The sequence below is a fragment of the Polynucleobacter sp. GWA2_45_21 genome, from assembly GCF_001830325.1.
Classification (GTDB): domain Bacteria; phylum Pseudomonadota; class Gammaproteobacteria; order Burkholderiales; family Burkholderiaceae; genus Polynucleobacter.
Genome location: NZ_MHZG01000015.1, coordinates 68,965 through 90,862 on the forward strand (window position 1 = coordinate 68,965; position 21,898 = coordinate 90,862).

Here is a 21,898-nt window from a genome sequence, read left to right on the forward strand (position 1 = left end):
TAAAGGTAAGATTTTAAAGTAAAAAGTGGGGTATGCAAGAAAGTTATGGGGTTAATCTTGAGATAATCCCAATGAATTTGAAAAGAGAGGGATTTATGGCTGTTTTAAAGGAATTTCGGGACTTTGCTGTCAAGGGAAACGTCATTGATTTGGCGGTTGGTGTGATTATCGGTGGAGCATTTGGGAAGATTGTGGATTCCCTAGTCAACGACATTGTGATGCCTGTGATTTCAACCATGCTGGGGGGTCATATTGACTTCACCAACCTCTTTCTTGTTTTGGGCAAAATTCCAGAAGGAGTTCCACGCACCTTTGATGCACTCAAAAAGGCTGGTGTGCCTATTTTTGCTTATGGCAACTTCATCACCATCTCAATTAACTTCATCTTGCTAGCTTTTGTGATCTTTCAGATGGTGAAAGTCGTCAATAAAGTAAGGACTGCAGATGCGCCGCCAGCACCCCCAACGCCAGAAGATATTGTGCTTTTGCGGGAAATTCGAGACAGTCTTAAAAGGTAACTTTTTTCCTTAGGACAAGGATGCCTCAGCGCATCTGGCTCATTTTTGTACATTCAGTAATGGTCTTATTAGCCACATGGCTGTAGCAAACTTCAAACCTAGAAGTAAAAAAGCTGAGTTCCAGTCGATCTAGTCTTTCATTTTTCCTTTGTCGAAAAACTCCAAAAGAGGATCCCGGGTCAAATCTAGAGTCAGGTGTTCTTGTCAGCTCTAAGGGTATTATTTTGACAAACCACCACGTCATCTGTGATGTTGATGAAATTGGTGTTGCACTAGCCAATAATCGTAAACCTGGGCTAGACTCATTGGCAGTGATCCTGATGCGGGCACATCAGTATTAAAAATTTCAAACTAAACAACTACCTAACCCTATAACCATCGACAAAATTGAATAAGTACATGTAGGAGATGTAGCGCCAGCAATTGGTTACCCCTTTGGTATTGTGCAAACCGCTACCTGAGGAATTATTTCCACATTAGGCAGATATCCATGACGGTGGTTTAGCAGACCGAGGTGAAATTTAGCCAGTGAGCATTTTAATAAAAGCAAATGGTCAAGAGATCACAAATGTCAGACCACCTTAAATCAAATCACTAAAGAGCAATCTAGCGAAAAAATCTATCCTCTAGCTTAATTTGGCCTGGATAAGATTAAGCGGCTGAGCTCCCCTCTCGAATAGCTATATATTAAAAATGAATAGGGACCCATTTGCCTTGGTTTAATTGATATATATATTCTCTATACTCAAATCTGAGTGATATCTTGTATACATTTTTAGATAAGCTGCCTCAAGATTTTTAGTAAAAATGCTTGTATTTGCAAGTGGCGACTTTGTATAGTTGACAAATAGCCTTGATCGCACTGCGTTAAGCAGTGATGGATTATTTGCAAATTTAATTGCCAAAACCTCATATTCCAATTGACTGTTTACGATCATTTCTTGCAGGTCTAAGGTATTTAATAAACTTGAGGCTACCCTAGAGGGAAATGATGCTCCTGGGATAGTAAGAACAGGAACCCCACTTCTTAAAGCGTCCACAGCAGTCGTATGAGCATTGTATGGAAATGTATCTAGAAAAAGATTGGCAATTGAAATTCTAGCTAGGTGGTCAGACATAGCATCCACTCTTTTAGCAAAAATAATTTTGTCAGGCGCTACACCCCTGTTAAGAAATTCAGTCTGAATATTTCTCTTAAAAACCTCATTATTCTCAGATATCCACAAAACACTATTTAAAGCACTATTCAAAATCCGCGACCAACTTTCAATAACATGTTCATTAAATTTATAATCATTATTAAAGCAACAAAATACAAAAGCATTTTCCGGTATTCCACACTCCTCTCTAGAAAATATTCTTGATGATTTAGTTCTTTTAGAATCGTCAACCATGTATGCATGCGGAAGATATGCTATCTTTTCGGAGTAAAACTGCCTGTCACAATCTGGAATAAGAACTTTGTCAGCTACGATATAGTCAATGAAATCTGCACCTGTTGTTCCTGGATAGCCAAGCCAACTGACCTGAATAGGTGAGGCTCGATAAGAGAAAATTCCAATTCTGGAAAATTGAGTGTGCCCCGATAAATCAATTGATATATCAATCTCTAATTTTCTCGCCAATTTAGCAATTTCAAGATCAGACATATTTTCGGCATCTATAAAATGATCAAATCCATTTTCTAAACGGGCTCTGACTGGATCTAAATTTGAGAAGCGTCTAAGAGAGATAGCAAATACTTCAAATACTTCTCTATCATGAAATTCGAAAAGTTCAGCAGTTAAATATGAAACTGGGTGACTTCTAAAATCAGGAGAGAAGTACCCAATGCGAATTTTCTTCTTCTTAGAAATTGGAATAGCACCCAAACAATTATTCGATGGACATCTTTCTCGAATATAAATTTCTGCACACTGTCTATGGGTGGAAGAATTATCAGTCAAAGACAATATTGGAAACGGTTGAATTACTCTTTTCCCTAATTGAATCTGGCTTTCGATAGCTTTTATAGCTTTTTGAATATTTAACCATGCACCTATTTTCATCTTTGCATGTATAAAACTGCCGTATAACCAATCTAAATTGTCTTTTAGTGCAAGGGCCTTATCGTAATGATTGATAGCCTCATCGTATCGCCTGAGTTCTTGCAGGACATTACCCTTATTGGACCAAGCCTCGGCATATTCTGAATTTAGTGCAAGGGCCTTATCGTAATGATTGATAGCCTCATCGTATCGCCTGAGTTCTTGCAGGACATTACCCTTATTGGACCAAGCCTCGGCATATTCTGAATTTAGTGCAAGGGCCTTATCGTAATGATTGATAGCTTCATCGTATCGCCTGAGTTCTTGCTCAACAAGGCCTAAATTTAAGTAGGCCTCCTGATTTTTTGAATCCAAAGCTATTGCTTTTTCAGATGTAACTTTTGCAGTGGAATACTTTTTTAACTTCAACTGGGCAACGGCTAAATTAGTAAGGGTTGAGATCCTATTTGGCACTAAGTCCAGAGAGCTTATAAACTTAGATTCAGCTCCATCAAAATCGCCTCTTGAAATAAGATCAAGTCCATCTAAAAAATACTGTCTACCTAGTTCAAAATTATCCATAAATTATGATTTCTAATGATCATTCATAGAAAAATGTTCCTTGTTGAGTACAAAAACAAAAAACCCACTGTGAAATCACAGTGGGTTGATTTAATGCAAAACTAATCGAAAACTAGCTTACGCTAGCGTCAAATTAGAAAGTATGGCGTACACCAACTGCGTAGTTATTTGCATTGTAGCTAATACCACGTGTAAATGTTGAGCCGCTAACTGTCGTAACAGTTTGTGAAGTGCTTGAAGTTTGGCTTGCACCAAAGATTGTGTACAAGTTTGTACGCTTGCTCAACCAATAGTTAGCACCCAACTGATACGCAGAGATATTAGCTGTTGGCTCACCACCACCGTTTGCTGTCCAACGACCATTACCTACAGAGGCCCAAGCTTCAATTTTTGGAGTAATGAAGCTGCGAACACCGATTTGTTGAGCAGTACGCTTAACGTAATCATTGCTATCTAAATTATTAGTAACCTTTTTGTTGATCCACTGAGCATATGCCTTCAAGATACCGAAATCATAAGTTGCGCCAATGTAGGCTTGGCCATCAGTTGTATTAGTACCTGTTGAAACAAGAGTTGTTCCAGCAGCAATAGTGCCAGAGCTACCTGTTACTGGGGTTGTATTTGTATAAGCGCTGTATGGCTGCTCAAGCTTGAAAGACTGGTAGTTTGCACTAATTAAAAGCTTCTTCCAATTGTAATCAACACCTAAACCGTAACCAGTGCTATTAGTTGTCCCACCTGAGATGCCTGTACGGTCAGCAACGTTAGTTGTTGATGAAGTTAAAGTTGCCTGGTTTTCGTTTTTGTCGTTTGCAACATAAAATGCCGTTGCTTTGAATCCAGCGAATGTATCAGACTCAAGCTTCAACATATTGTTTGCACGAATTGTGTAGCCAATATTATTTTGGTTTGCATTTGAAGAATTAGCTGCGTTCAAACCAGAAGATTGTGGGTAGATGATATCGCCAACAACGTTGTTCTGCTGGTTAGCCGAAGTCTTGCCAACTGCAGTGTGAATTGGTGTGTACTGAGTACCGATAGCAGCAACACCCAAACCATTCTTTTTCAAACCAACAAAAGCTTGGCGATTGTTAAAGCCAGATAATGTGCTTGAATTAGGGCTCAAGCCAGTTTCGAATGTAAATAAAGCGGATAGACCGCCACCCAAATCTTCTTGACCTTTAAAACCAAGGCGTGATGTAGATTCAGCGGACTGGCCAAAGCCGTTAACTGTTTCGGCTGGATTAGTTTGAGCACCAGTTGTTGTGTTGTATGAACCAGATTTTGCGTTACCACCAACGTAACCAACGTCCAAGATACCGTAAACAGTCACTGATGACTGAGCTTGAGCTGCGCCAGCAAATGCTGTCATTGCTGCAACTGCTAATAGCGATTTTTTCATTCTTTAAATCTCCATAAACTACAAGCGTGGAAATTTTGTTAGAAAAATTGCTATCAAGTTGTCGTGTTAAACACGACACTACGACCCATGCATTTTTTGAATCAAAAATTAATTTCTGCTTCTTGTAAAATAAATTGCTCTATTCGAATATGCCACTTTCTTAGAAGGTCAACAGGTCTTTGGCGGTAGTGTTTTTCAGCTATGGCACTCGGCTTATGCCCCATGATTTGTGCGCTAATTCCTGCGGGACATTCAACCCATTCAGCTAACGTCCCAAAAGAGCGTCGCAATCCGTGAATAGTAAGAAAGGGTAGTTGAGCTCTACTTAGGGATTGGTCAAGAGCTATGCGAGGTTCTTTTAAGTAACCACACTGAGATCTATGGCTTGCAAAGACATAGTCATTAATTTTGGGAAGAGAAGATAAAAGATGTTCAACATATGGAGTGAGAGAAATAATCCGTGTTCCTTGTACCTTATCGCGGATTATTGCTGTATGCCAAATTGTGTCTATATCGCTCCACTTTAAACTTGCCCATTCTTCTCGTCTTGCACCAGTCAACAATAGTGTTTGAAGATAGGCACTGATTGTTTGATTTTGTATATTTTTAATAGATTGAAACCAGACTTTTAATTGCTCTTTCTGTAAACAATCTCTTCTTGCTTTAGGTGCTGGCAGTTCTTGGTTTAATCTTTCGCATAATGTCCTATCAACTATTAATGTTTTGTATTCAGAATGATTTGCCGCCCATCTAATAAATGCTTTTAACATTGCGAGTGCTAAACGAGTTTTTAGAGGTCTTGAATTTCTCTCTTTTTCTATCCAAGTAATTACCAGATCACGTGTAATTTGATTAAGAGGGAAATCTAGAAGTGGCCTTAAAAAACCAGCTTCTTTAATATTAGATTGGTTGCGACGTAACCCGCGAGTAATAAGCTCACCACCATTTCTAGACATATCCACATGGTCTAAATAGTACCTATGACTCCAGCGAGCCTCTTTCTGTTTTATGTATTCAAGCCATATAGACAAGGCTGACTGTTCCTTTACTGCTATCGTTTGTTTATTCTCAATACGTGGGTCTATCCCGCGGTCAATTGAAACAGCCAATCGTCTGGCCTCTACCTGTGCTTCCTGAATGTTCCAGGCACCAAATTGGCCTATTGTTAACCTAACTGTCTTACCAGTTAATCGACTCTGCAGGATGAAGGATTTAACCCCGTTTTTCGTGATTCTCAAGCCTAAGCCAGGGGTTTTGGCGTCCCAAAAAATGCTTTGACCTTTTAGGGGTGGGGCAAGCCTCTCAAGTCGCTTAGTTGAGAAGCTAAATTTGCTTGGGGTTTTGCCCAGATTCTGTGTAAGCACTGTGTAAGCAAATTGCTTAAAAAAGAGGCTTTTTACCTTTGGAAATTGTGAAATAGGTTAAAATATTATCCGTTGCCCCTTTAGCTCATCTGGTAGAGCAACTGATTTGTAATCAGTAGGTGGTCTGTTCGAGTCGGACAAGGGGCACCAATCTTATATAGCCTAAAGATCTAAATTATATGGGTAGGCTATGTTGGGCTCATAGCACTCCAGCGGCATCCAAGGCAGCGTAGATGAATAACCCACACCATTCTATTTTCAATAAAGCAATGCAACTCATGCAAAGAGGGAACTTTACTGGTGCAGAGTTGCTTTTAAAGCAAATGGTCAAAAATACCGCTAAAAACTCTGAAGCACTTAAGTATCTAGCAATTATTGCCATTAAGCGCGGGGATCAAAGAGGTGCCCTAGAGATAATCGTAAGAGCAATTGAAAGTGACAAGAGAAATAGTATTTTGCATTGTATAAAAGGAGATATTCAGCAAAATCTAGGAATATTTAACGAGTCGATTGAATCATATCTTCAGGCTATTAAATATAATCCAATACATGAGCATGCCTTTAATAATCTCGGAAATGCATATCAACTAACTGGAAATAATTTAAATGCCGTTGAATGTTACAACAAAGCAATCTCGCTAAACTCAAAAAATCCAGAGTTCTTCTGCAACCTTGGTAATGCCCTCTGGAAATTAGAGCGATTAGAGGATGCAAAAAAATGCTATCAAACTGCCATCTCTATTGCTCCTACTCATTGGAATTCACTTCAGAACTTAGCTCATCTTGCCCTACGTGATTTTAATTTTAGAGCTGGTTGGGATTGGCATGAGTCGCGTTGGTTTACCGGAAACAGCGACCAACCCCCATATATAAAAACGTCTAAGCCAAGATGGGATGGCCTTCCTAAAGATGGACGTTTATTAATTTGGGCCGAGCAGGGAATTGGCGACCAAATTTTATACTCTTCGATGCTTCATGATTTAGCAGAGTATCCCCAATCTCTAATTGTTTCTATAGATAAGAAATTACTTACAATATTTCGCCGATCTTTTCCCCTCATTCAGTTTATTGATAAAAAATCAAACTTTTCTGAAGAGCTTTATGATGAGCATATTCCAATGGGTAGCTTAGGCAGTATTTTAAGGCCTGACATAAAGTCATTTGAAAATACTAAATATCCTTATCTTTACGTAAGTGATAGCTTAAATACTGATTTTAAAGGCCATATAAGTTGCGGGCTTTCATGGAGGAGTAGCGCAGTAAAGTTGGGTGCGGCGAAAAGCGTTCCTCTTGCTGAAATGGAGGCAGTGCTTACTCTAAATAATATTAATTATATTAATCTTCAGTATGGAGATGTTGGGAATGAAATATCATCCATAAATTCTCGGATTGGAATAAAAATTCGAACGATTCAAGATGTGGATTTATATAATGACATTGAAGGCGTATTAAAAATATTAGATGCCTGTTCGATAGTTATCACGACCAGCAATACCACAGCCCATCTTGCGGGAGCCCTAGGCAAAGAAACCTTATTATTGCTCCCATATGGAAATGCTAGATTTTGGTACTGGCATGATATTGATGGGGTAAGTTTATGGTATCCATCCATTAAAGTATTTAAGCAGGAAAATCCCGGGGATTGGTCTGCGCCAATAGAGGCTGTCAAGGCTTATTTGGAGAAAAGATTTGAGATCTAGCATTTCAATTGTGGTGGGCTTTGATCAGCGTGAAGCGGTGGCTTACCATGTCTTTTGTCAGAGCGTAATAGATAACGCCTCTAACCCAGTCCAGTTTCTACCTTTGGCCGAGAACACCATTGCAGGATATAAGGAGGTTCACACGGATGGAAGTAATAAATTCATCTACTCTCGATTTTTAACCCCATTTTTAATGAATTATTCGGGCTGGGCAATCTTTGCGGATGGGGACATGGTTTGCCAGGCTGATATTTCTGAGTTGTGGGCTTTGCGCGATGAATCAAGAGCTGTTCAGGTTGTTAAGCATGACTATCAAACAAAAGCCAACAAAAAATATCTGGGCAATAAAAATGAAAATTACCCAAGAAAAAATTGGTCAAGCTTAATCCTTTGGAATTGCTCTCATCCGGATAATAAAGTGTTAACCCCTGAATTTATTCAGGGTCAGCCGGGCTCTTATCTTCATAGGTTTTCTTGGCTCCCTGATGAATTAATTGGCGAGCTTCCAATCGAGTGGAATTGGCTAGCAATTGAATATCCGGATAATGCCATGGCAAAGCTAATTCATTACACATTAGGAACACCTTGTTTTAAAGATTATTCCAATGAATCCATGTCAGAATGCTGGAAAGAGGCATACGAAAGAAGTAATGAAGGGTTTGATTAATAGTGAATAAGCCAACAATTTCCCAGAGCTATTTAGATGAGCAGAAGTTATTGCATCAAAATCCCAACTATGGGGTTGCCTCTCTTTCATTTGCACCCATAGTCGCTGACTTTATTCGTCAGACTGGCATTCGTTCGGTATCTGACTACGGTGCAGGCAAGAAAAATCTTCTTTTAGGCCTTGCAAATGCTGGGATAGATTCTATTGATTACTACCCATACGATCCCGCTTTTGAAGAGTATGGTCAGCCCAAAAGTGCAGACTTAGTTTGCTGTATTGATGTTTTAGAGCATATTGAGCCTGATAGATTGGAAAATGTTTTAGGTGAACTTGCGCAAATTACGCAGAATTTCGGTTTTTTCTCTATACATATGGGTCCTGCAGCAAAAACATTGTCAGATGGGCGCAATGCCCATTTAATTCAAAAACCAAGTTCTTGGTGGCTTCCCAGATTGACAAAATATTTTGAAATATTGCACTTGCAATCTCATCAAATGATGGGGAATGGTATTTGGGTTATTGTTCAACCCAGGGTGGAAATGACTGGCTAGATGTTCAGATTTATTTTTTTGGTTTCAGGCAAATAAATTATTGCCACCACTGCACCGCTTGCCAAGAAAATAGTTGGATACCATAATCCTGCAACATTGCTTGCCCAGTGTTGATTGAGCCAGGTGACGATTAAAGGAAGCAGGCCACCTATCCAGCCTGCTGCCAAGTTGTGCGGAAGAGTGGCTGCACTATTTCTGGTTTTTGCGGGGAAGAGTTCCGCAAGTAGTGCAGTTTGGGGGCCAACAACTAGTGCCAGGATTCCTGAGAGGCCAATAAGAACTATGGCTATCAATGCGGTTGAATTGCTATCGCTTTGTAAAAAATGAAATGCTGGCAATATCAATGTAGCTCCTAGAGCTAGACCAGTGACAACTACAGGCTTTCTGCCAACTTTGTCTGATAGCCATCCTGCAAAGATAGTTAGTGGAAGTAGTGCGATCGTTGCATACACACTTAATTGATCTACTAATTGCGGCGCAAGCTTGACCGAAGTTTTAAGAAAGATTGAGGTATAGACCTGCACACAGAAAAATAACACTGCTCCACCAGCAGAAATGCAAAAGAAAAGCAGGAACATTCTTTTTCTGGTTTCTGGATCTTTGAAGTTGTCTCGAAGCGGGCTCTTTGAGTGAGTCTCTGTTTGGCTCAGCTTTAGATAGATTGGCGTTTCTTCTAAGGCCATGCGAGCTTTAAATGCGATTAACAGCAGTATCAAAGAGATCCAAAATGGCACTCTCCAGCCCCAGGATAGAAATTCTTCTGGAGTGAGGTAGCTTTGAAGTAAAGCAATTTGCAGGGTGGATACCAGGATTCCTAGTGGCCCCATGAGCTGCAAGAAGCTAGTCTTAAAGCCCCGATTAGAGTCACCGGCATGCTCGGTTAGGTAGACTGCACTTCCTCCAATTTCACCGCCGGCTGAAAGGCCTTGAAGTAATCTCAGGGCAACCAGCATGATGGGGGCCCAGATCCCAGCCTGGGCATAGGTCGGTAAAAATCCTACGCATACAGTGGCAATTCCCATAAGGGTAATGGTGATCATAAAAACAGGGCGCCTGCCAATCCGATCGCCGATGCTGCCAAAAATTGCTGCCCCAATAGGTCTTACTACCATTCCGACCCCGAAGGTTGCTAGGCTAGCCAAAAGAGCGGTGCTGGGATCACTGGAGGGAAAGAAGAGGGGGGCAAATACAACTGCAAGAGTTGCAAATGTCAAAAAGTCATACCACTCCAGAAATGTTCCAAAGCAGGCGGCAATAGCTACTTTTCTATAGGAGTGCGATGAGGCTTGAGAGTCTGATGCGGTAGCAGCCAATTTTATTCTGCGTTTATTCTATATCTGTTGAGGATTCAATCAGGGGTGCAGAGATATTCTTGCTAGGCTTAACTCCCAGTTCGCGTACCTTCTCGGCAGTCCGAATGAGATTACCCTTGCCTGATTTCAGCTTATTAAAGGCATCGTGATAACTTGTTTGTGCTTGATCTAAGCGTTGCCCTAGCTTTTCAAGATCATCCACAAAGCCAACAAACTTATCGTAGAGCGTGCCACATTGTTTTGCAATTTCTAGGGCATTTCGATTTTGTGAGTCTTGACGCCACAGGTGCGCAACAGTTCTCAGGGTTGCCATCAAAGTGCTTGGGCAAACCAACACAATATTTTTGGCTAAAGCTTCTTGATAGAGATTTGGTGCAGTCTTGAGTGCCAATAAGAATGCTGGCTCAATCGGAACAAACATCAAGACAAAGTCTACCGAGCCAATGCCATACAAGGAACTGTAGTTCTTGCTCGAAAGCCCCTGAATATGTTGCCTTAGCGACTGAATATGGGCTGCCAACTCTTGTTCTGAGACTGTCGGATCAGTTGCTTCAGCATGGCGTGAATACGCAGTGATAGAAACCTTACTATCGACTACCAGGCTTCTACCCTCTGGAAGTTTTACGACAACGTCTGGCTGAAGACGTGAACCATCCATTTGAGTATGGCTATCTTGTACAAGGTACTCTTCCCCTTTTCGAAGGCCTGAAGACTCTAGAATGGATTCGAGCACTAACTCACCCCAATTGCCCTGTACCTTAGAGTCGCCTTTGAGTGCCTGGGTGAGTGAGCGGGTTTCATCTGACATGCGCAGATTCAGATTGGCAAGACGTTCGATCTCGCTCTTGAGTGCAAAGCGCTCACGAGCTTCATTGCCGTAAGAGGTATTTACCTGCTCTTTAAATTCTGAAAGCTTGGTTTGGAGTGGTTTCAGTAGAGCATCTAGATTAGCGACATTTTGCTCGGTGAAGCGCTTAGACTTATCTTCCAAAATTTCATTGGCTAAATTTTTGAACTGATGAGTCAAAGCCTCTTTAGCCTCATTGAGAGATTCAATTCTCCCCAAGCCCTGCTTGCGCTCTGAATCTAGCTCTGCTTCGAGTCGAATTGCATTTTGTAAGGCTTGGTCTCTTTCAGCGCGCAAGCTGATAGTGAGTGCGGCATCGGTCTGCGCTTGTTGTTCGCTTCGCTGAAGTGCGGATCTCAGATTAAGCGCATAAACCAAAAGGCCTGCGCATAAACCCAATGGCAGGCCAAACAGAAGAAGAGAGCTTAAGTCAAAAGTCACAAATGCAGTCTATGCAAGCTATTGAATCTTAGCCTTGAACTAACTTTTGTAATTCACCACTTTGAAACATTTCAGTCATGATGTCTGAGCCGCCAATGAATTCGCCATTGATGTAGAGCTGAGGAATAGTTGGCCAGTTGGCAAATTCTTTAATGCCCTGACGAATTTCTGCATCTTCTAATACGTTCACTGTATGTAGCTTTTCTACGCCACAGGTACGTAGAATATTGACCGCATTTCCAGAAAATCCGCATTGTGGAAATTGGGCATTGCCCTTCATAAACAACACAACGGGATGACTGCTAACGATTTCTTGAATTCTTGCTTGGGTGTCCATAATATTTTTCCTGAGTTGACGCTATAAGATGATCTTGAATTGCAACTAACAATGGGGTAATTTTAAGGCTATCTGCAGAAAAGGGTTAATTCCCTTTGTGGGTTTTAGAGTCTTTTTCGCCCAGAAGCTGCACGGCTGTGGCCCGCTAAATCAAGGTGCGCCTGCACATCGATGAGGCCCGCCCCTTTCATTAGCTCCAACACCGCTTCGGATTGATCAAAGCCATGCTCTACAACAATCAGCCCGCCAGGTTTCAGGTATTGATTTGCCCCGGCAATAATGATCTCAAGGCAGCTTAAGCCGCTGGCATAGTCGGTTAGCGCTGAAGGCGGCTCAAATCGGAGGTCCCCTTGAGTGAGGTGAGGATCCTGGTCAGCAATATAGGGTGGGTTGCTAACAATCACATCAAACTGGTTTTGTGGGCTTAATGCCTCATACCAATTGCCTTGTGCAAACTGGACTTGCTCTGTCAGAGCCAGAAATTGGGCATTGTGCTTGGCGATTGCCAGAGCCTCAGCCGATCGATCTGTTGCAAGCAGTGACGCCAGAGGTGCGGCACTAGCGATCGAAAGGGCGATAGCACCAGAGCCAGTACCTAGATCTAACACTTTGGTGGGCTCATTGAGTTTGGCGATTTCACTAAGGGCAATCTCTACAAGAAGCTCAGTTTCTGGGCGAGGAATCAGTACTCCAGGCCCTACCTGTAGCTCAATATTATGAAAACCCTTCTTACCCAAGATATAGGCGATGGGCTCGCCATTCATTCTTCTGGAGACTAGACTTTCCCATTCCTCAAAAGCTTGCTCATTCAGGCGCATATCGTCACGTGATAGGAGGGCAGAGCGTGGGAGTTGGTAGCGCTTTTCTAGTAGGTGAGCCAGCAATATCCGCGTTTCATTGGCTGGCAATGCGCAGTTGCTAATTAATTCTCGTAAAGACTGATTGATACTCATCCTGCTTGTATCAATTATCCCCAAGCGCCGCAAGAAGCTCTGCTTGATGTTCTGACGCCAACGCATTGCATAGATCATCTAAATCACCATCCATCATGGCATCAATTTTGTACAGCGTGAGATTAATGCGGTGATCAGTAATCCGACCTTGAGGGAAGTTGTAAGTACGAATACGATCGCTGCGATCACCAGAGCCAATAAGAGACTTTCTGGTTTGCGCTTCGAGCTGATGTTTCTCACGCTCACGAGCATCCATGATGCGAGAAACGAGAACCTTCATCGCTTGCTCGCGATTGCGGTGTTGGCTACGGTCATCCTGACACTCAACCACTGTACCTGTAGGTAAGTGCGTAATGCGAACTGCAGAATCTGTTTTATTAATATGCTGGCCCCCTGCACCAGAAGCTCTAAAAGTATCAATACGCAGTTCAGCCGGATTGATTTTGACTGCCTCTAATTCATCGGCTTCAGGCATGACGGCTACCGTACAAGCTGATGTGTGTATGCGTCCCTGGGTTTCTGTTTGGGGGACGCGTTGCACGCGATGTCCACCAGATTCAAACTTCAGGCGAGAATAGACGGATTGACCTACTAAGCGCAGAACAACTTCCTTGTACCCACCAAGATCGGATTCAGCAGCATTCACGACTTCAACCTTCCAACCTTGGCGCTCAGCAAAGCGCGTATACATTCGAAGTAAGTCACCAGCAAAGAGTGCGCTCTCATCACCACCCGTACCCGCACGAATTTCTAAGAAGACGTTTCGCTCATCATTCACATCTTTGGGTAGCAAGAGTTTTTGTAGGACGCCCTCAAGCTCCTCCATAGTAGCTTGTGCTTGTTTTTGTTCTTCGTCGGCAAAGTCCTTCATTTCGGGATCTTTGCGCATCTCTTCTGCAGCCTGTGCATCTGCCTCAGCTTGTTTGTATAGGCCAAATTGCTCAACTACCATTGCAATATCAGAATGCTCGCGTGTGAGCTTCCGATAGTTGTCCATGTCTTTCGTGGACTCTTCGGTAGTTAATAGGGAATTGAGTTCGGCTAAGCGCGTGTCTAGGTGGTCTAGCTTAGCCCGCATGCTGGGCTTCATCTAATGGTCTTCTGACTTGGAGTGCGAGGCGAATAATTTGGGAAGCAACTTAATCAGGGCGTCACGCTCAGCGCCATTGGAATGTTGTAAAGCATGCAATGAGCCATGCAAAAACTTATTGGTTAAACCTTGAGCCATTGCGTTCAGAACTTCTTGAGGATCTTCGCCACGCATCAATCGTTTCATCGCACGGTCGAGCTCAAGTTGTCTGAGGTGTTCACCTTGTTGCTGAATATCCTGAATCAGCGGCACAGTCTTACGACCTTGCATCCAGTGCATAAAGTTGCCAACGCGATCTTCAATAATCGCTTCGGCTTGACTTACTGCGGCCTGACGAAGAGAGGTACCTGTTTGAATCATCACGCCTAAATCATCTACCGTATAAAGATAGATGTCATTTAAACGAGCAATCTCAGGTTCAAAGTCACGAGGTACCGCCAAGTCAATCATCACCATGGGTTTATGGCGACGTTGCTTCAAAGCACTCTCTACCATGCCCAATCCAATAATCGGAAGTGAGGATGCCGTACTTGAAACAATGATGTCAAATTCATGCAATCGTGAGGGGAGTTCGGAGAGCTTGAATGATTCAGCTTCAATATCTTGAATCGAAATCGAGTCTGCTAATTCTTGACCGCGTTCAATTGTTCGGTTGGCGATGGCAACTGTTTTAGGTTTACGTGCCACAAAATGCGTTGCGCATAAGGTGATCATGTCGCCAGCACCGATAAACAGAACACGTTGATCAGCAATGCTTTCAAAAATGCGTTCGGCTAATCGAACTGAGGCGGCTGCCATCGAGATTGAGTGAGCGCCAATTTCTGTAGAGCCACGAACTTCTTTTGCAACCGCAAAGGTTTTCTGAAAGAGTTGATTGAGATACGTGCCAAGAACGCCTGCATCATTTGCAGTGCGCACAGCATCTTTCATCTGACCCAAGATTTGGGTTTCACCAATCACCATGGAGTCTAATCCACAGGCAACTCTAAAGGCATGACGAACTGCATCAGATTGCGGTAGTGAATAAATATGCGGCCCTAAACTGCTTGGAGCAAGTTGCTGAGTTTTTGCCAACCAATCAAAAGTCGCTTCATGCAAAAGGCTAGCTGCATCTGCATCATTAGCAGCGCAATACACCTCAGTGCGATTGCAGGTCGACAAAATTGTGGCTTCAGGTAGCCCAGCCTGATTCGCGCCAACGAGATGTTGGCGAAGATCGTGCAACGCTTCTTGAAGAAACTCAGGGTCGAAGGCGACCTTCTCCCGAATGGCGACCGGCGCTGTGTGATGATTGATGCCGAGTGTCAACAACTTCATAATGGTGATTATAGATTTGATGGCAGCAACAATGGGGGTGGTAATGGGGTTTTTAGCTTTTCTGGTGATCGGCGGCTTAACGGGCGTATTTACCCTGCTTTTCTATCCGGGACAACGCCGTGCTAAGCCCAAAGCTAAGAAATTTCTTATTACGGCCTTAATTGGCTTCTTGGCCGCTCTAGTCAGCTCCTATATCGGCCAATTTTCGGGCTTATTTCAATCGGGTCAGATGCTGGAATGGCTGAGCGCCATAGTTGCTTCTTGTCTGGCTGGGGCTGTATACGCAGGCATAGGTAAATAAGTCCAAATATGCCGCCACTGAATTGAGTTTTTCGGAATTTACCTAGTATTTAATGTGTAATATATTACACATTTTCTTATGGGTTTGTGGCATACTACTTACTATGAACTTACGTGAAATTGGACTGCAGGTAGCAAATCGCAGAGTTGCTTTGGGTTTGACTCAAGATCGCCTAGCAAAGCTATCTAATTTGTCTAGATCAACCATCCTTCATTTAGAAAATGGCACTCTAAAAGATTTAGGGGCTGCTAAATTATTTGCTCTACTCGGGCTGCTTGGGATTGATGTTTCAATGCAAGGGCGGCATAAAAAGCAATATGCCCTAGAGGCAGCTGGCCAAACTGCAAGTGTGAGTTATAAAAATAAATTAATTGGCTCACAGTTGGCAAAGTCATTGGTATCGGGAAAAATTCCAGAACCTATCTTTCCATACATAGCTTCCTTGCTCGATGAGGCTCCATTACCTCTGATTGTTTTGGCAGTTGAGGAGGCAGCTAAAGTAAGTAATACCCCACCAAAGAGCATATGGAAAAATATTGATCGTTGGGCTCATGAAATGCACTCGCCAAGAGTGGCTTGGCAGTAATAGAAGTCAGCGCTAACTACTAAATTCTTCAATTAACTGCCTAGCGAGAATAAGTCTTTATCCGTAAAGTTGGTGTGGCCACCAACCCACTGAATCGGGGTTTCATGGTGCGCTACCAGCCATTCATTTGTTTTGGTGAAGTGCCCGCAACTTGCCTTTGCACCAGGCTGTAGAAATGGCCGATCTGTTTTGTAGACTCCCAGCCCAGAAGGGTGTGAGGATTGCAGAATCAATTGGCCTAGGGCTGTCTCAATCAGGGGCAGCTTAGATTGAGCATGCCCACCCCAAAGCATCCAGACTAGATTTGGTTTTTGGAATGCTAAATTCTTGATAAGTCGATCAATAAGGGATTTCCACCCAAGATTGGCATGGCTGGCTGCCTCACCCAATTTCACGCTAAGAGCAGTATTGAGAAGTAGCACGCCTTGCTCAGCCCAGGTATGAAGATCACCGTTAGGAAGGGCGCCAAACCCTTCCAGTGCTAGCGCTTTACTGATATTGCGTAAGGAGCTGGGAAATTGCCTGGAATTGGTTGGAATATTGGCGGGAATCGAAAAAGCCAAGCCTTGAGCCAGCCCAGGGGAGTGATACGGATCCTGCCCCAAGATGACGACCTTGACCTTGGTAAGCGGGGTTAATGTCAGCGCTTTAAAGAAATTCTGGGGCTCAGGGCAAATTTTTTCTGTATCTTTATTGAGCTCAGACCGCAGATTGGTCTGCAGCGTTTGCCACTCTATGGACTCAAAATAATCCCCGAGTAGGGTGCGCCAGTCCTCTGGAATGTCAGCCGCAGAAAACGAATGCATTACTCAGCTGGCGTCAGAGTGTATTGAGTCGGAATTTGATCATCCTCAAGAACGGTCATGCACTCATGCTCTAAATCATCTCGGAAAAAGCAAATCTGGATGACTTGCCCTGTGATCAAACTAGATAGCACCTTATCCCAGCGGGCGGTAGTAATGCGTTCACCGTTGATGCTGGCCAATAGATCTCCAGGAGCTAGGCCCGCTAATTGTCCGGCACCACCATCAAGAACATGCGTCACCTTGAGCCAACCATTGCTATCACTATGACGCAATCCCAATTGCAGTTTGATCTTCTCAAGCTTGGAATGGGTTTTCTGTTTAACCGAAATCGTTTTTGGATCAATCCATTTTTGAATTGGAATATCTTGAGCACCAAAAATATAACGAGACTTAAATTCATTCCAAGTTTTGGAGAATTCTTTGCCAAGCAATTTGAACATTAAGTCATCTAAACCATCTTCAGCAATGCCATCTAGCGTGACTCCATGGGTTTGCCAGATGAGGCGCATCAAATCATCTAGGGATTGACGGTTGCCTGCAAATGCGCGGATCTTGAGATCTAAGCCTAGGGCGAGCAAGGCGCCTTTGCCGTAATAACTTACGACCGCATTTGGTGTGTTTTCATCAGCTTGATAGTACTTGGTCCAAGCATCAAAAGAGCTATCTGCAAGGCTTTGCTTTAGTCTTCCTGGGCCACGCAAAATGCCATTCCAATTATTAGCGACTAGCTTGAGGTAAGCCTTTAAATCAATACGCTTGCTGCGAAATAATTGCAAGTCATCGTAGTAACTTGTAAAGCCTTCAAATAACCAGAGTAAGCGAGTATGGTTTCTGCGATCGAGTTGATAGGGTTGGAATGCTTTAGGCTGAATGCGTTTGACTAACCAAGCATGAAAATACTCATGACTGCAGAGACCGAGAAATTCACGATAGGATGCTTCATCTAAGGGTGTATTCACTTGAGGAACTTGATCTCGACGACATAGTAGAGCAGTGCTATTACGATGCTCAAGTCCACCGTATCCAGAAAGAACGGCATTAACTAAAAATAAATAATTCTGGAAGGGTGCTTTTTTTGTTTTGGGTTCAAAGAGGTTGATGGTGCAAGTGCAGATAGCCTGAAGATCTGTTGCTAAGCGCTCTAGATCAACTTCATGAATACATCCTTGTATCGCCATGCTGTGTGACACACCATTGGATTTCCAATGGGCAATCTGAAACTCGCCCATGGCAATTGGATGATCAAGTAAGTCATCATAGTTTTTGGCGAGATAAAAGCCGTAACCTTGGCCATCTACTTTGGCGGGCTGCAAGCCTGTCTGAACGGTCCATAAGTTTGCACAAGCATCTTTTGTTGGAATCAACACTAAAGCGCAGGGTAAAGATTCTTGACCTTTGACTGCCAAACATAAGCTGCTTGGATTAATAAACGCACGCTCAGTATCGAGATAGGCGGCACGCACAGAAGAATCAAATGCATAAACGGTTGTGAGGATTTCTACTGCGCCAGCTACCTTGGGTAAGCGCCACTGATCGTTGTCGATCCGTTCTAAAGGTAGCGCTTCATTTGGGTTATCAAGTGCGAATGCTTCAATCGTTTCAATTTGTTTGCTGAAGTCTCGAATTAAATAACTGCCTGGAATCCAGGCGGGCATTTGCAAAATTTGTCCATTGGGTAATGGGTTCTCAATACGCAACTTCACATGAAAGCGGTGGCCATGCAGATCTGCTGACCAAATGGTGTATTGGATTGCAGGTAGATCAGGGGTATTCATTTTGTTCATCACTATTGCCTATAACGCCTATTGCTTCATGCTGCTAAGTTTCTTTTCTATATCGGATATTTGAACGGCACCCGGAAAGCGGCTGCCATCAGTAAAGAAAATAGTCGGCGTACCGGTAATGCCATAGGTTTTGGCAAAAGCCATATTCTTGTCTAAAGGAGTGGCGCAGTCACTTTTTCCGCTGGGTGCAATACCATTGATCATCCAATCAATATAGGCTTTTTGGGGATCAGCAGAGCACCAAATTTGTTTAGATTTCTGTGCAGAGTCGGCTGACAGAATTGGAATTAAGTAAGTGTAGATAGTCACGTTATCTAGTTGCTGCAAAGATTTATCCAAACGCTTGCAGTAGCCGCAATTTGGATCAGAGAAAACAGCCAGCTGTCTACTGCCATTACCACGCACTACTTTTAATGCATTTGCTGGATTGAGTTCAGACCACTTAATGCGATTCAGATCTGCCTGCTTTTGTTCGGTAATATTTTTTCCTGTAGCGATCTCAATGATTTCACCTTGGATTAAATATTTGCTATTCGCATCGGTGTAAAACACATCATTTCCAACCAGGATCTCGTATATGCCAGGAATGGGTGATTCAGAGATGCCTTTAATTTTCGCGTTTGGTCCAATCTTTTTTTGCAGCTCAGATCTGACTTGTTGTTCTGATTGCGCATTAGCCAGTCCTGCTAATAAGCTGAAAGAGCAGACTACTGCGAAAGTAAAAAATAGTTTATTCAAAATCAGTATCTCCAAGGGCGCGTTCAATGAGGCGCCGTTTAATAAAGTGACTACGATTGACCATGCCTAGTCCCCAGTTACGCAATTGCTTTTCTGTACCACTGCTTGCTGAGAATAGTTTCTTCAGTTTGTCTGTCACCCAGAGTAGAGCGCTGGTATCACCTTGACGTTGGCGCTCGTAGCGACGTAATAAAACTTTATCGTTTGGTAGTCGGAAGGATTCACGTTGACTCAAGATATTGAGTAGAGTTGCCACATCCCTTAATCCCAGGTTCAGGCCTTGACCGGCCAGGGGATGCATCACATGAGCGGCATCACCAATTAGCGCAACCTTAGGATTATTTTCAGGACCAATGAAGCGATTAGTACGAATTCTTCTGAGTGGAAAAGCGGCTGGCGTTGAATTGAGAGTCAACTCTCCAAGTTGAGCGACTACTGCACCATTGGCAATCGAGGAAAGTTTGTAAGTCCACATCGCTTGATCAAGCTTTAAAAGTTCCGCCGCATTTTCTGGTGAGGTAGACCACACCATTGAAACTTGTTTATTCGGTAATGGCAGCATAGCCACAATATCGCCCCCAGGCAAAAACCACTGGTAGGCAGTTTCTAAATGTGCATGACTGCAAATCCAATTAGCCACTACAGCGCTTTGTGAATAGCTTTCTTCTTCCACGGAAATACCTAGCTCATTACGAATCGGAGAGTTTGCGCCATCCGCGGCAATGACGAGTTGAGCGCGTAAGGTAGATCCATTTGTGAGGTGAAGTGTTGCCCCATCGGAATCTACTTCAATACTATCGACTGCATCGCTGATGCGCTCTAATTTATTTTGGAAGCGTGAGGCTTGATCTAGAGTGTGCTCGATCACATTCGATTCGCCAATCCAGGCTAATTGGGGTGTACCAGCCTCAAAAGCGGATAGGTGCAGTTGATCCTGCTTTTCTCCGCGATCGCCAAAAATCCGCATATCTCGAACGGGCTGCATGCGGCTGTGATCAATCGCATCCCAAATCTGTAGATGGGCAAGTAATTTTTGGGTGCTGGGAGAAAAGGCGTAAATGCGTTGCCCCCATTGATTACCCTTGGGCGCGGGAACAGCTTGCCCTAGGTCGGGGGCAATTTGAATGGTTTGAAGTCCAAGCTGGGCTAGACCCAATGCGCAAGCCTTGCCTGCTATGCCCCCACCCACCACGACTACATCAACCCCCCGGATTTGGGAGGTATTTTTAGGTAACTTAGCGGAGGAATTTTGTTGAACTTCTGACATATCTCGATGATATCGAAACTAGCCCTTTACAATACGGCTATGTCTTTGAAATGTGGCATCGTCGGCCTGCCTAACGTCGGCAAATCTACCCTCTTTAACGCGCTTACCAAAGCTGGAATCGCGGCGGAAAACTATCCTTTCTGCACGATCGAGCCTAATGTGGGCGTGGTTGAGGTTCCTGACCCCCGTCTTGCCGCTTTGGCTGAGATCGTCAAGCCTGAGCGCATCCTGCCTGCCGCTGTCGAATTTGTCGACATTGCGGGCTTGGTTGCTGGAGCCTCCAAAGGTGAGGGTCTAGGAAACCAATTTCTGGCCAACATTCGCGAAACTGATGCGATTACTCATGTGGTGCGCTGTTTTGAGGATGCCAACGTGATCCACGTGGCTGGCAAGATTGACCCGATTTCGGATATCGCAGTGATTGATACTGAATTGGCCTTATCTGACTTAACGACCGTTGAAAAAACCCTTCAACGCTCCAGTAAAGCTGCTAAGTCAGGGAATGACAAAGAAGCGGCAGCTCTCGTGGCTGTGCTGACTAAGGTGCAAGCCCATCTAGATCAAGCTCAGCCAGTTCGCAGCTTGAAACTGACTGACGAAGAAAATTTACTTTTAAAGCCACTGTGCTTAATTACCGCAAAGCCAGCAATGTATATCGCTAACGTCAAAGAAGACGGCTTTGACAATAATCCGCATTTAGAGGCAGTGATTCAGCATGCAGCTAAAGAAGGTGCACCAGTGGTTGCGGTATGTGCCGCAATCGAAGCCGAGATCGCTGATTTGGATGACTCTGACAAGGCTGAGTTCTTGGCAGACCTTGGTATGGAAGAGTCTGGATTGGATCGCGTGATTCGTGCAGGCTATAAGTTATTGGGCCTGCAGACCTACTTTACAGCTGGTGTTAAAGAAGTTCGTGCCTGGACAATCCATCAAGGTGATACTGCTCCGCAGGCTGCCGGAGTGATTCATACGGATTTTGAGCGTGGCTTTATTCGTGCGCAAACCATTGCTTTTGAGGATTTTATTCAATTCAAGGGTGAGTCTGGTGCCAAGGAAGCTGGAAAGATGCGTGCTGAGGGTAAAGAGTATGTTGTTAAAGATGGTGATGTTTTGAACTTCCTCTTTAACGTCTAAAAACAGTGCCTCTAAATGTAAAAAGCCCTTAGCGATGAACTGACCCACAAAAGTTGGACAGTTTAATTAGGTTACCAGAAGGGATTGAGTTCGGTAATTAACCGGGCTCAATCCCTTTAGTTTTTGTTTAATTCGATCATGGTTGTAGTAGTGGATATATTCCTCTAGTCCCG

At 43.4% G+C, this 21,898-nt stretch carries 21 protein-coding genes and 1 tRNA gene; 8 read left to right on the forward strand and 14 right to left on the reverse strand.

The genetic code is table 11. From position 1 onward, the window contains the following. The first annotated feature begins 95 nt into the window (after nt 1–95). Nucleotides 96–518, forward strand: coding sequence for a large conductance mechanosensitive channel protein MscL (gene mscL, locus A2X74_RS10275; protein ID WP_293625807.1), 423 nt, complete (start codon nt 96–98; stop codon nt 516–518). 719 nt (nt 519–1,237) lie between these two features. On the opposite strand, the gene A2X74_RS10280 is transcribed toward mscL, so the two are convergent. From A2X74_RS10280 to A2X74_RS10290, 3 genes are all read right to left on the reverse strand, one after another. Beyond that, entirely contained in the window at nt 1,238–3,127 is a 1,890-nt protein-coding gene (locus A2X74_RS10280; protein ID WP_299765570.1) for a tetratricopeptide repeat protein, read from the reverse strand. A 133-nt stretch (nt 3,128–3,260) separates the two neighbouring features. Beyond that, nucleotides 3,261–4,529 (reverse strand): porin, encoded by a 1,269-nt coding sequence (locus tag A2X74_RS10285; RefSeq protein WP_293625813.1) that lies wholly within the window; start codon nt 4,527–4,529, stop codon nt 3,261–3,263. Between the two features lie 101 nt (nt 4,530–4,630). Further along, nucleotides 4,631–5,893: an integrase family protein gene (locus A2X74_RS10290; RefSeq protein WP_293625815.1), complete on the reverse strand. Its 1,263-nt coding sequence runs from the start codon at nt 5,891–5,893 to the stop codon at nt 4,631–4,633. A gap of 74 nt (nt 5,894–5,967) precedes the next feature. Between A2X74_RS10290 and A2X74_RS10295 the strand changes: the two genes are divergently transcribed. The 4 genes from A2X74_RS10295 (at nt 5,968) to A2X74_RS10310 (ending at nt 8,811) form a co-directional block, all read left to right on the forward strand. Next, a tRNA-Thr gene (locus A2X74_RS10295) sits at nt 5,968–6,043 on the forward strand. An 83-nt stretch (nt 6,044–6,126) separates the two neighbouring features. After that, nucleotides 6,127–7,593 carry a tetratricopeptide repeat protein gene (locus A2X74_RS10300; RefSeq protein WP_293625817.1) on the forward strand — a complete coding sequence of 489 codons (1,467 nt, stop codon included), beginning with the start codon at nt 6,127–6,129 and terminating at the stop codon, nt 7,591–7,593. 10 nt (nt 7,594–7,603) lie between these two features. Further along, the gene (locus A2X74_RS10305) at nt 7,604–8,260 is read left to right on the forward strand and encodes a glycosyltransferase (RefSeq protein ID WP_299765573.1); all 657 of its coding nucleotides are present in this window, start codon (nt 7,604–7,606) and stop codon (nt 8,258–8,260) included. A 2-nt stretch (nt 8,261–8,262) separates the two neighbouring features. Continuing rightward, nucleotides 8,263–8,811, forward strand: coding sequence for a hypothetical protein (locus A2X74_RS10310; RefSeq protein WP_293625821.1), 549 nt, complete (start codon nt 8,263–8,265; stop codon nt 8,809–8,811). Here A2X74_RS10310 and A2X74_RS10315 read toward each other — a convergent pair. The 6 genes from A2X74_RS10315 to hemA all read right to left on the reverse strand — a co-directional run bounded on the left by A2X74_RS10315 (nt 8,808) and on the right by hemA (nt 15,109). After that, nucleotides 8,808–10,124: an MFS transporter gene (locus A2X74_RS10315; protein WP_293625823.1), complete on the reverse strand. Its 1,317-nt coding sequence runs from the start codon at nt 10,122–10,124 to the stop codon at nt 8,808–8,810. The two genes, A2X74_RS10310 and A2X74_RS10315, sit on opposite strands and share 4 nt — an antisense overlap. 13 nt (nt 10,125–10,137) lie before the next feature. Continuing rightward, nucleotides 10,138–11,412 (reverse strand): DNA recombination protein RmuC, encoded by a 1,275-nt coding sequence (rmuC, locus tag A2X74_RS10320; protein ID WP_293625825.1) that lies wholly within the window; start codon nt 11,410–11,412, stop codon nt 10,138–10,140. Nucleotides 11,413–11,440: 28 nt separating this feature from the next. Then, nucleotides 11,441–11,749: a Grx4 family monothiol glutaredoxin gene (gene grxD, locus A2X74_RS10325; protein WP_015420309.1), complete on the reverse strand. Its 309-nt coding sequence runs from the start codon at nt 11,747–11,749 to the stop codon at nt 11,441–11,443. 104 nt (nt 11,750–11,853) lie between these two features. Further along, nucleotides 11,854–12,702: a peptide chain release factor N(5)-glutamine methyltransferase gene (prmC, locus tag A2X74_RS10330; RefSeq protein WP_293625828.1), complete on the reverse strand. Its 849-nt coding sequence runs from the start codon at nt 12,700–12,702 to the stop codon at nt 11,854–11,856. Between the two features lie 10 nt (nt 12,703–12,712). Then, nucleotides 12,713–13,792, reverse strand: a complete 1,080-nt coding sequence (gene prfA / locus A2X74_RS10335) for a peptide chain release factor 1 (RefSeq protein WP_216178803.1) — start codon at nt 13,790–13,792, stop codon at nt 12,713–12,715. Next, nucleotides 13,793–15,109, reverse strand: coding sequence for a glutamyl-tRNA reductase (gene hemA, locus A2X74_RS10340; protein ID WP_293625830.1), 1,317 nt, complete (start codon nt 15,107–15,109; stop codon nt 13,793–13,795). A 19-nt stretch (nt 15,110–15,128) separates the two neighbouring features. On the opposite strand from hemA, the gene A2X74_RS10345 reads away from it, so the two are divergent. Together A2X74_RS10345 and A2X74_RS10350 are read left to right on the forward strand one after the other, a co-directional pair. Beyond that, complete coding sequence (locus A2X74_RS10345) at nt 15,129–15,410, forward strand: hypothetical protein (RefSeq protein WP_293625832.1); 282 nt, start codon at nt 15,129–15,131, stop codon at nt 15,408–15,410. 103 nt (nt 15,411–15,513) lie between these two features. Beyond that, entirely contained in the window at nt 15,514–15,996 is a 483-nt protein-coding gene (locus A2X74_RS10350) for a helix-turn-helix domain-containing protein (RefSeq protein ID WP_293625834.1), read from the forward strand. A gap of 32 nt (nt 15,997–16,028) precedes the next feature. Here A2X74_RS10350 and A2X74_RS10355 read toward each other — a convergent pair whose 3' ends face one another. Genes A2X74_RS10355 through A2X74_RS10370 form a run of 4 tightly spaced genes read right to left on the reverse strand, consistent with a single transcriptional unit; the run spans nt 16,029 to nt 20,591 of the window. Continuing rightward, the gene (locus tag A2X74_RS10355; RefSeq protein WP_293625836.1) at nt 16,029–16,802 is read right to left on the reverse strand and encodes a uracil-DNA glycosylase; all 774 of its coding nucleotides are present in this window, start codon (nt 16,800–16,802) and stop codon (nt 16,029–16,031) included. Continuing rightward, nucleotides 16,802–18,586 (reverse strand): PDZ domain-containing protein, encoded by a 1,785-nt coding sequence (locus A2X74_RS10360; protein ID WP_293625838.1) that lies wholly within the window; start codon nt 18,584–18,586, stop codon nt 16,802–16,804. The genes A2X74_RS10355 and A2X74_RS10360 overlap by 1 nt, the downstream gene beginning before the upstream one ends. A gap of 18 nt (nt 18,587–18,604) precedes the next feature. Beyond that, entirely contained in the window at nt 18,605–19,324 is a 720-nt protein-coding gene (locus A2X74_RS10365; RefSeq protein WP_293625840.1) for a DsbC family protein, read from the reverse strand. Next, the gene (locus A2X74_RS10370) at nt 19,317–20,591 is read right to left on the reverse strand and encodes an FAD-dependent monooxygenase (RefSeq protein WP_293625842.1); all 1,275 of its coding nucleotides are present in this window, start codon (nt 20,589–20,591) and stop codon (nt 19,317–19,319) included. Before A2X74_RS10370 ends, A2X74_RS10365 begins: the two co-directional genes overlap by 8 nt. Nucleotides 20,592–20,630: 39 nt before the next feature. Between A2X74_RS10370 and ychF the strand changes: the two genes are divergently transcribed. Next, complete coding sequence (ychF, locus tag A2X74_RS10375) at nt 20,631–21,725, forward strand: redox-regulated ATPase YchF (protein ID WP_293625844.1); 1,095 nt, start codon at nt 20,631–20,633, stop codon at nt 21,723–21,725. A gap of 66 nt (nt 21,726–21,791) precedes the next feature. Here the strand turns inward: ychF and A2X74_RS10380 are convergent. Beyond that, nucleotides 21,792–21,898, reverse strand: a 107-nt coding sequence (locus tag A2X74_RS10380; RefSeq protein WP_299765581.1) for an IS3 family transposase, incomplete at its 5' end; no start/stop codon positions are given.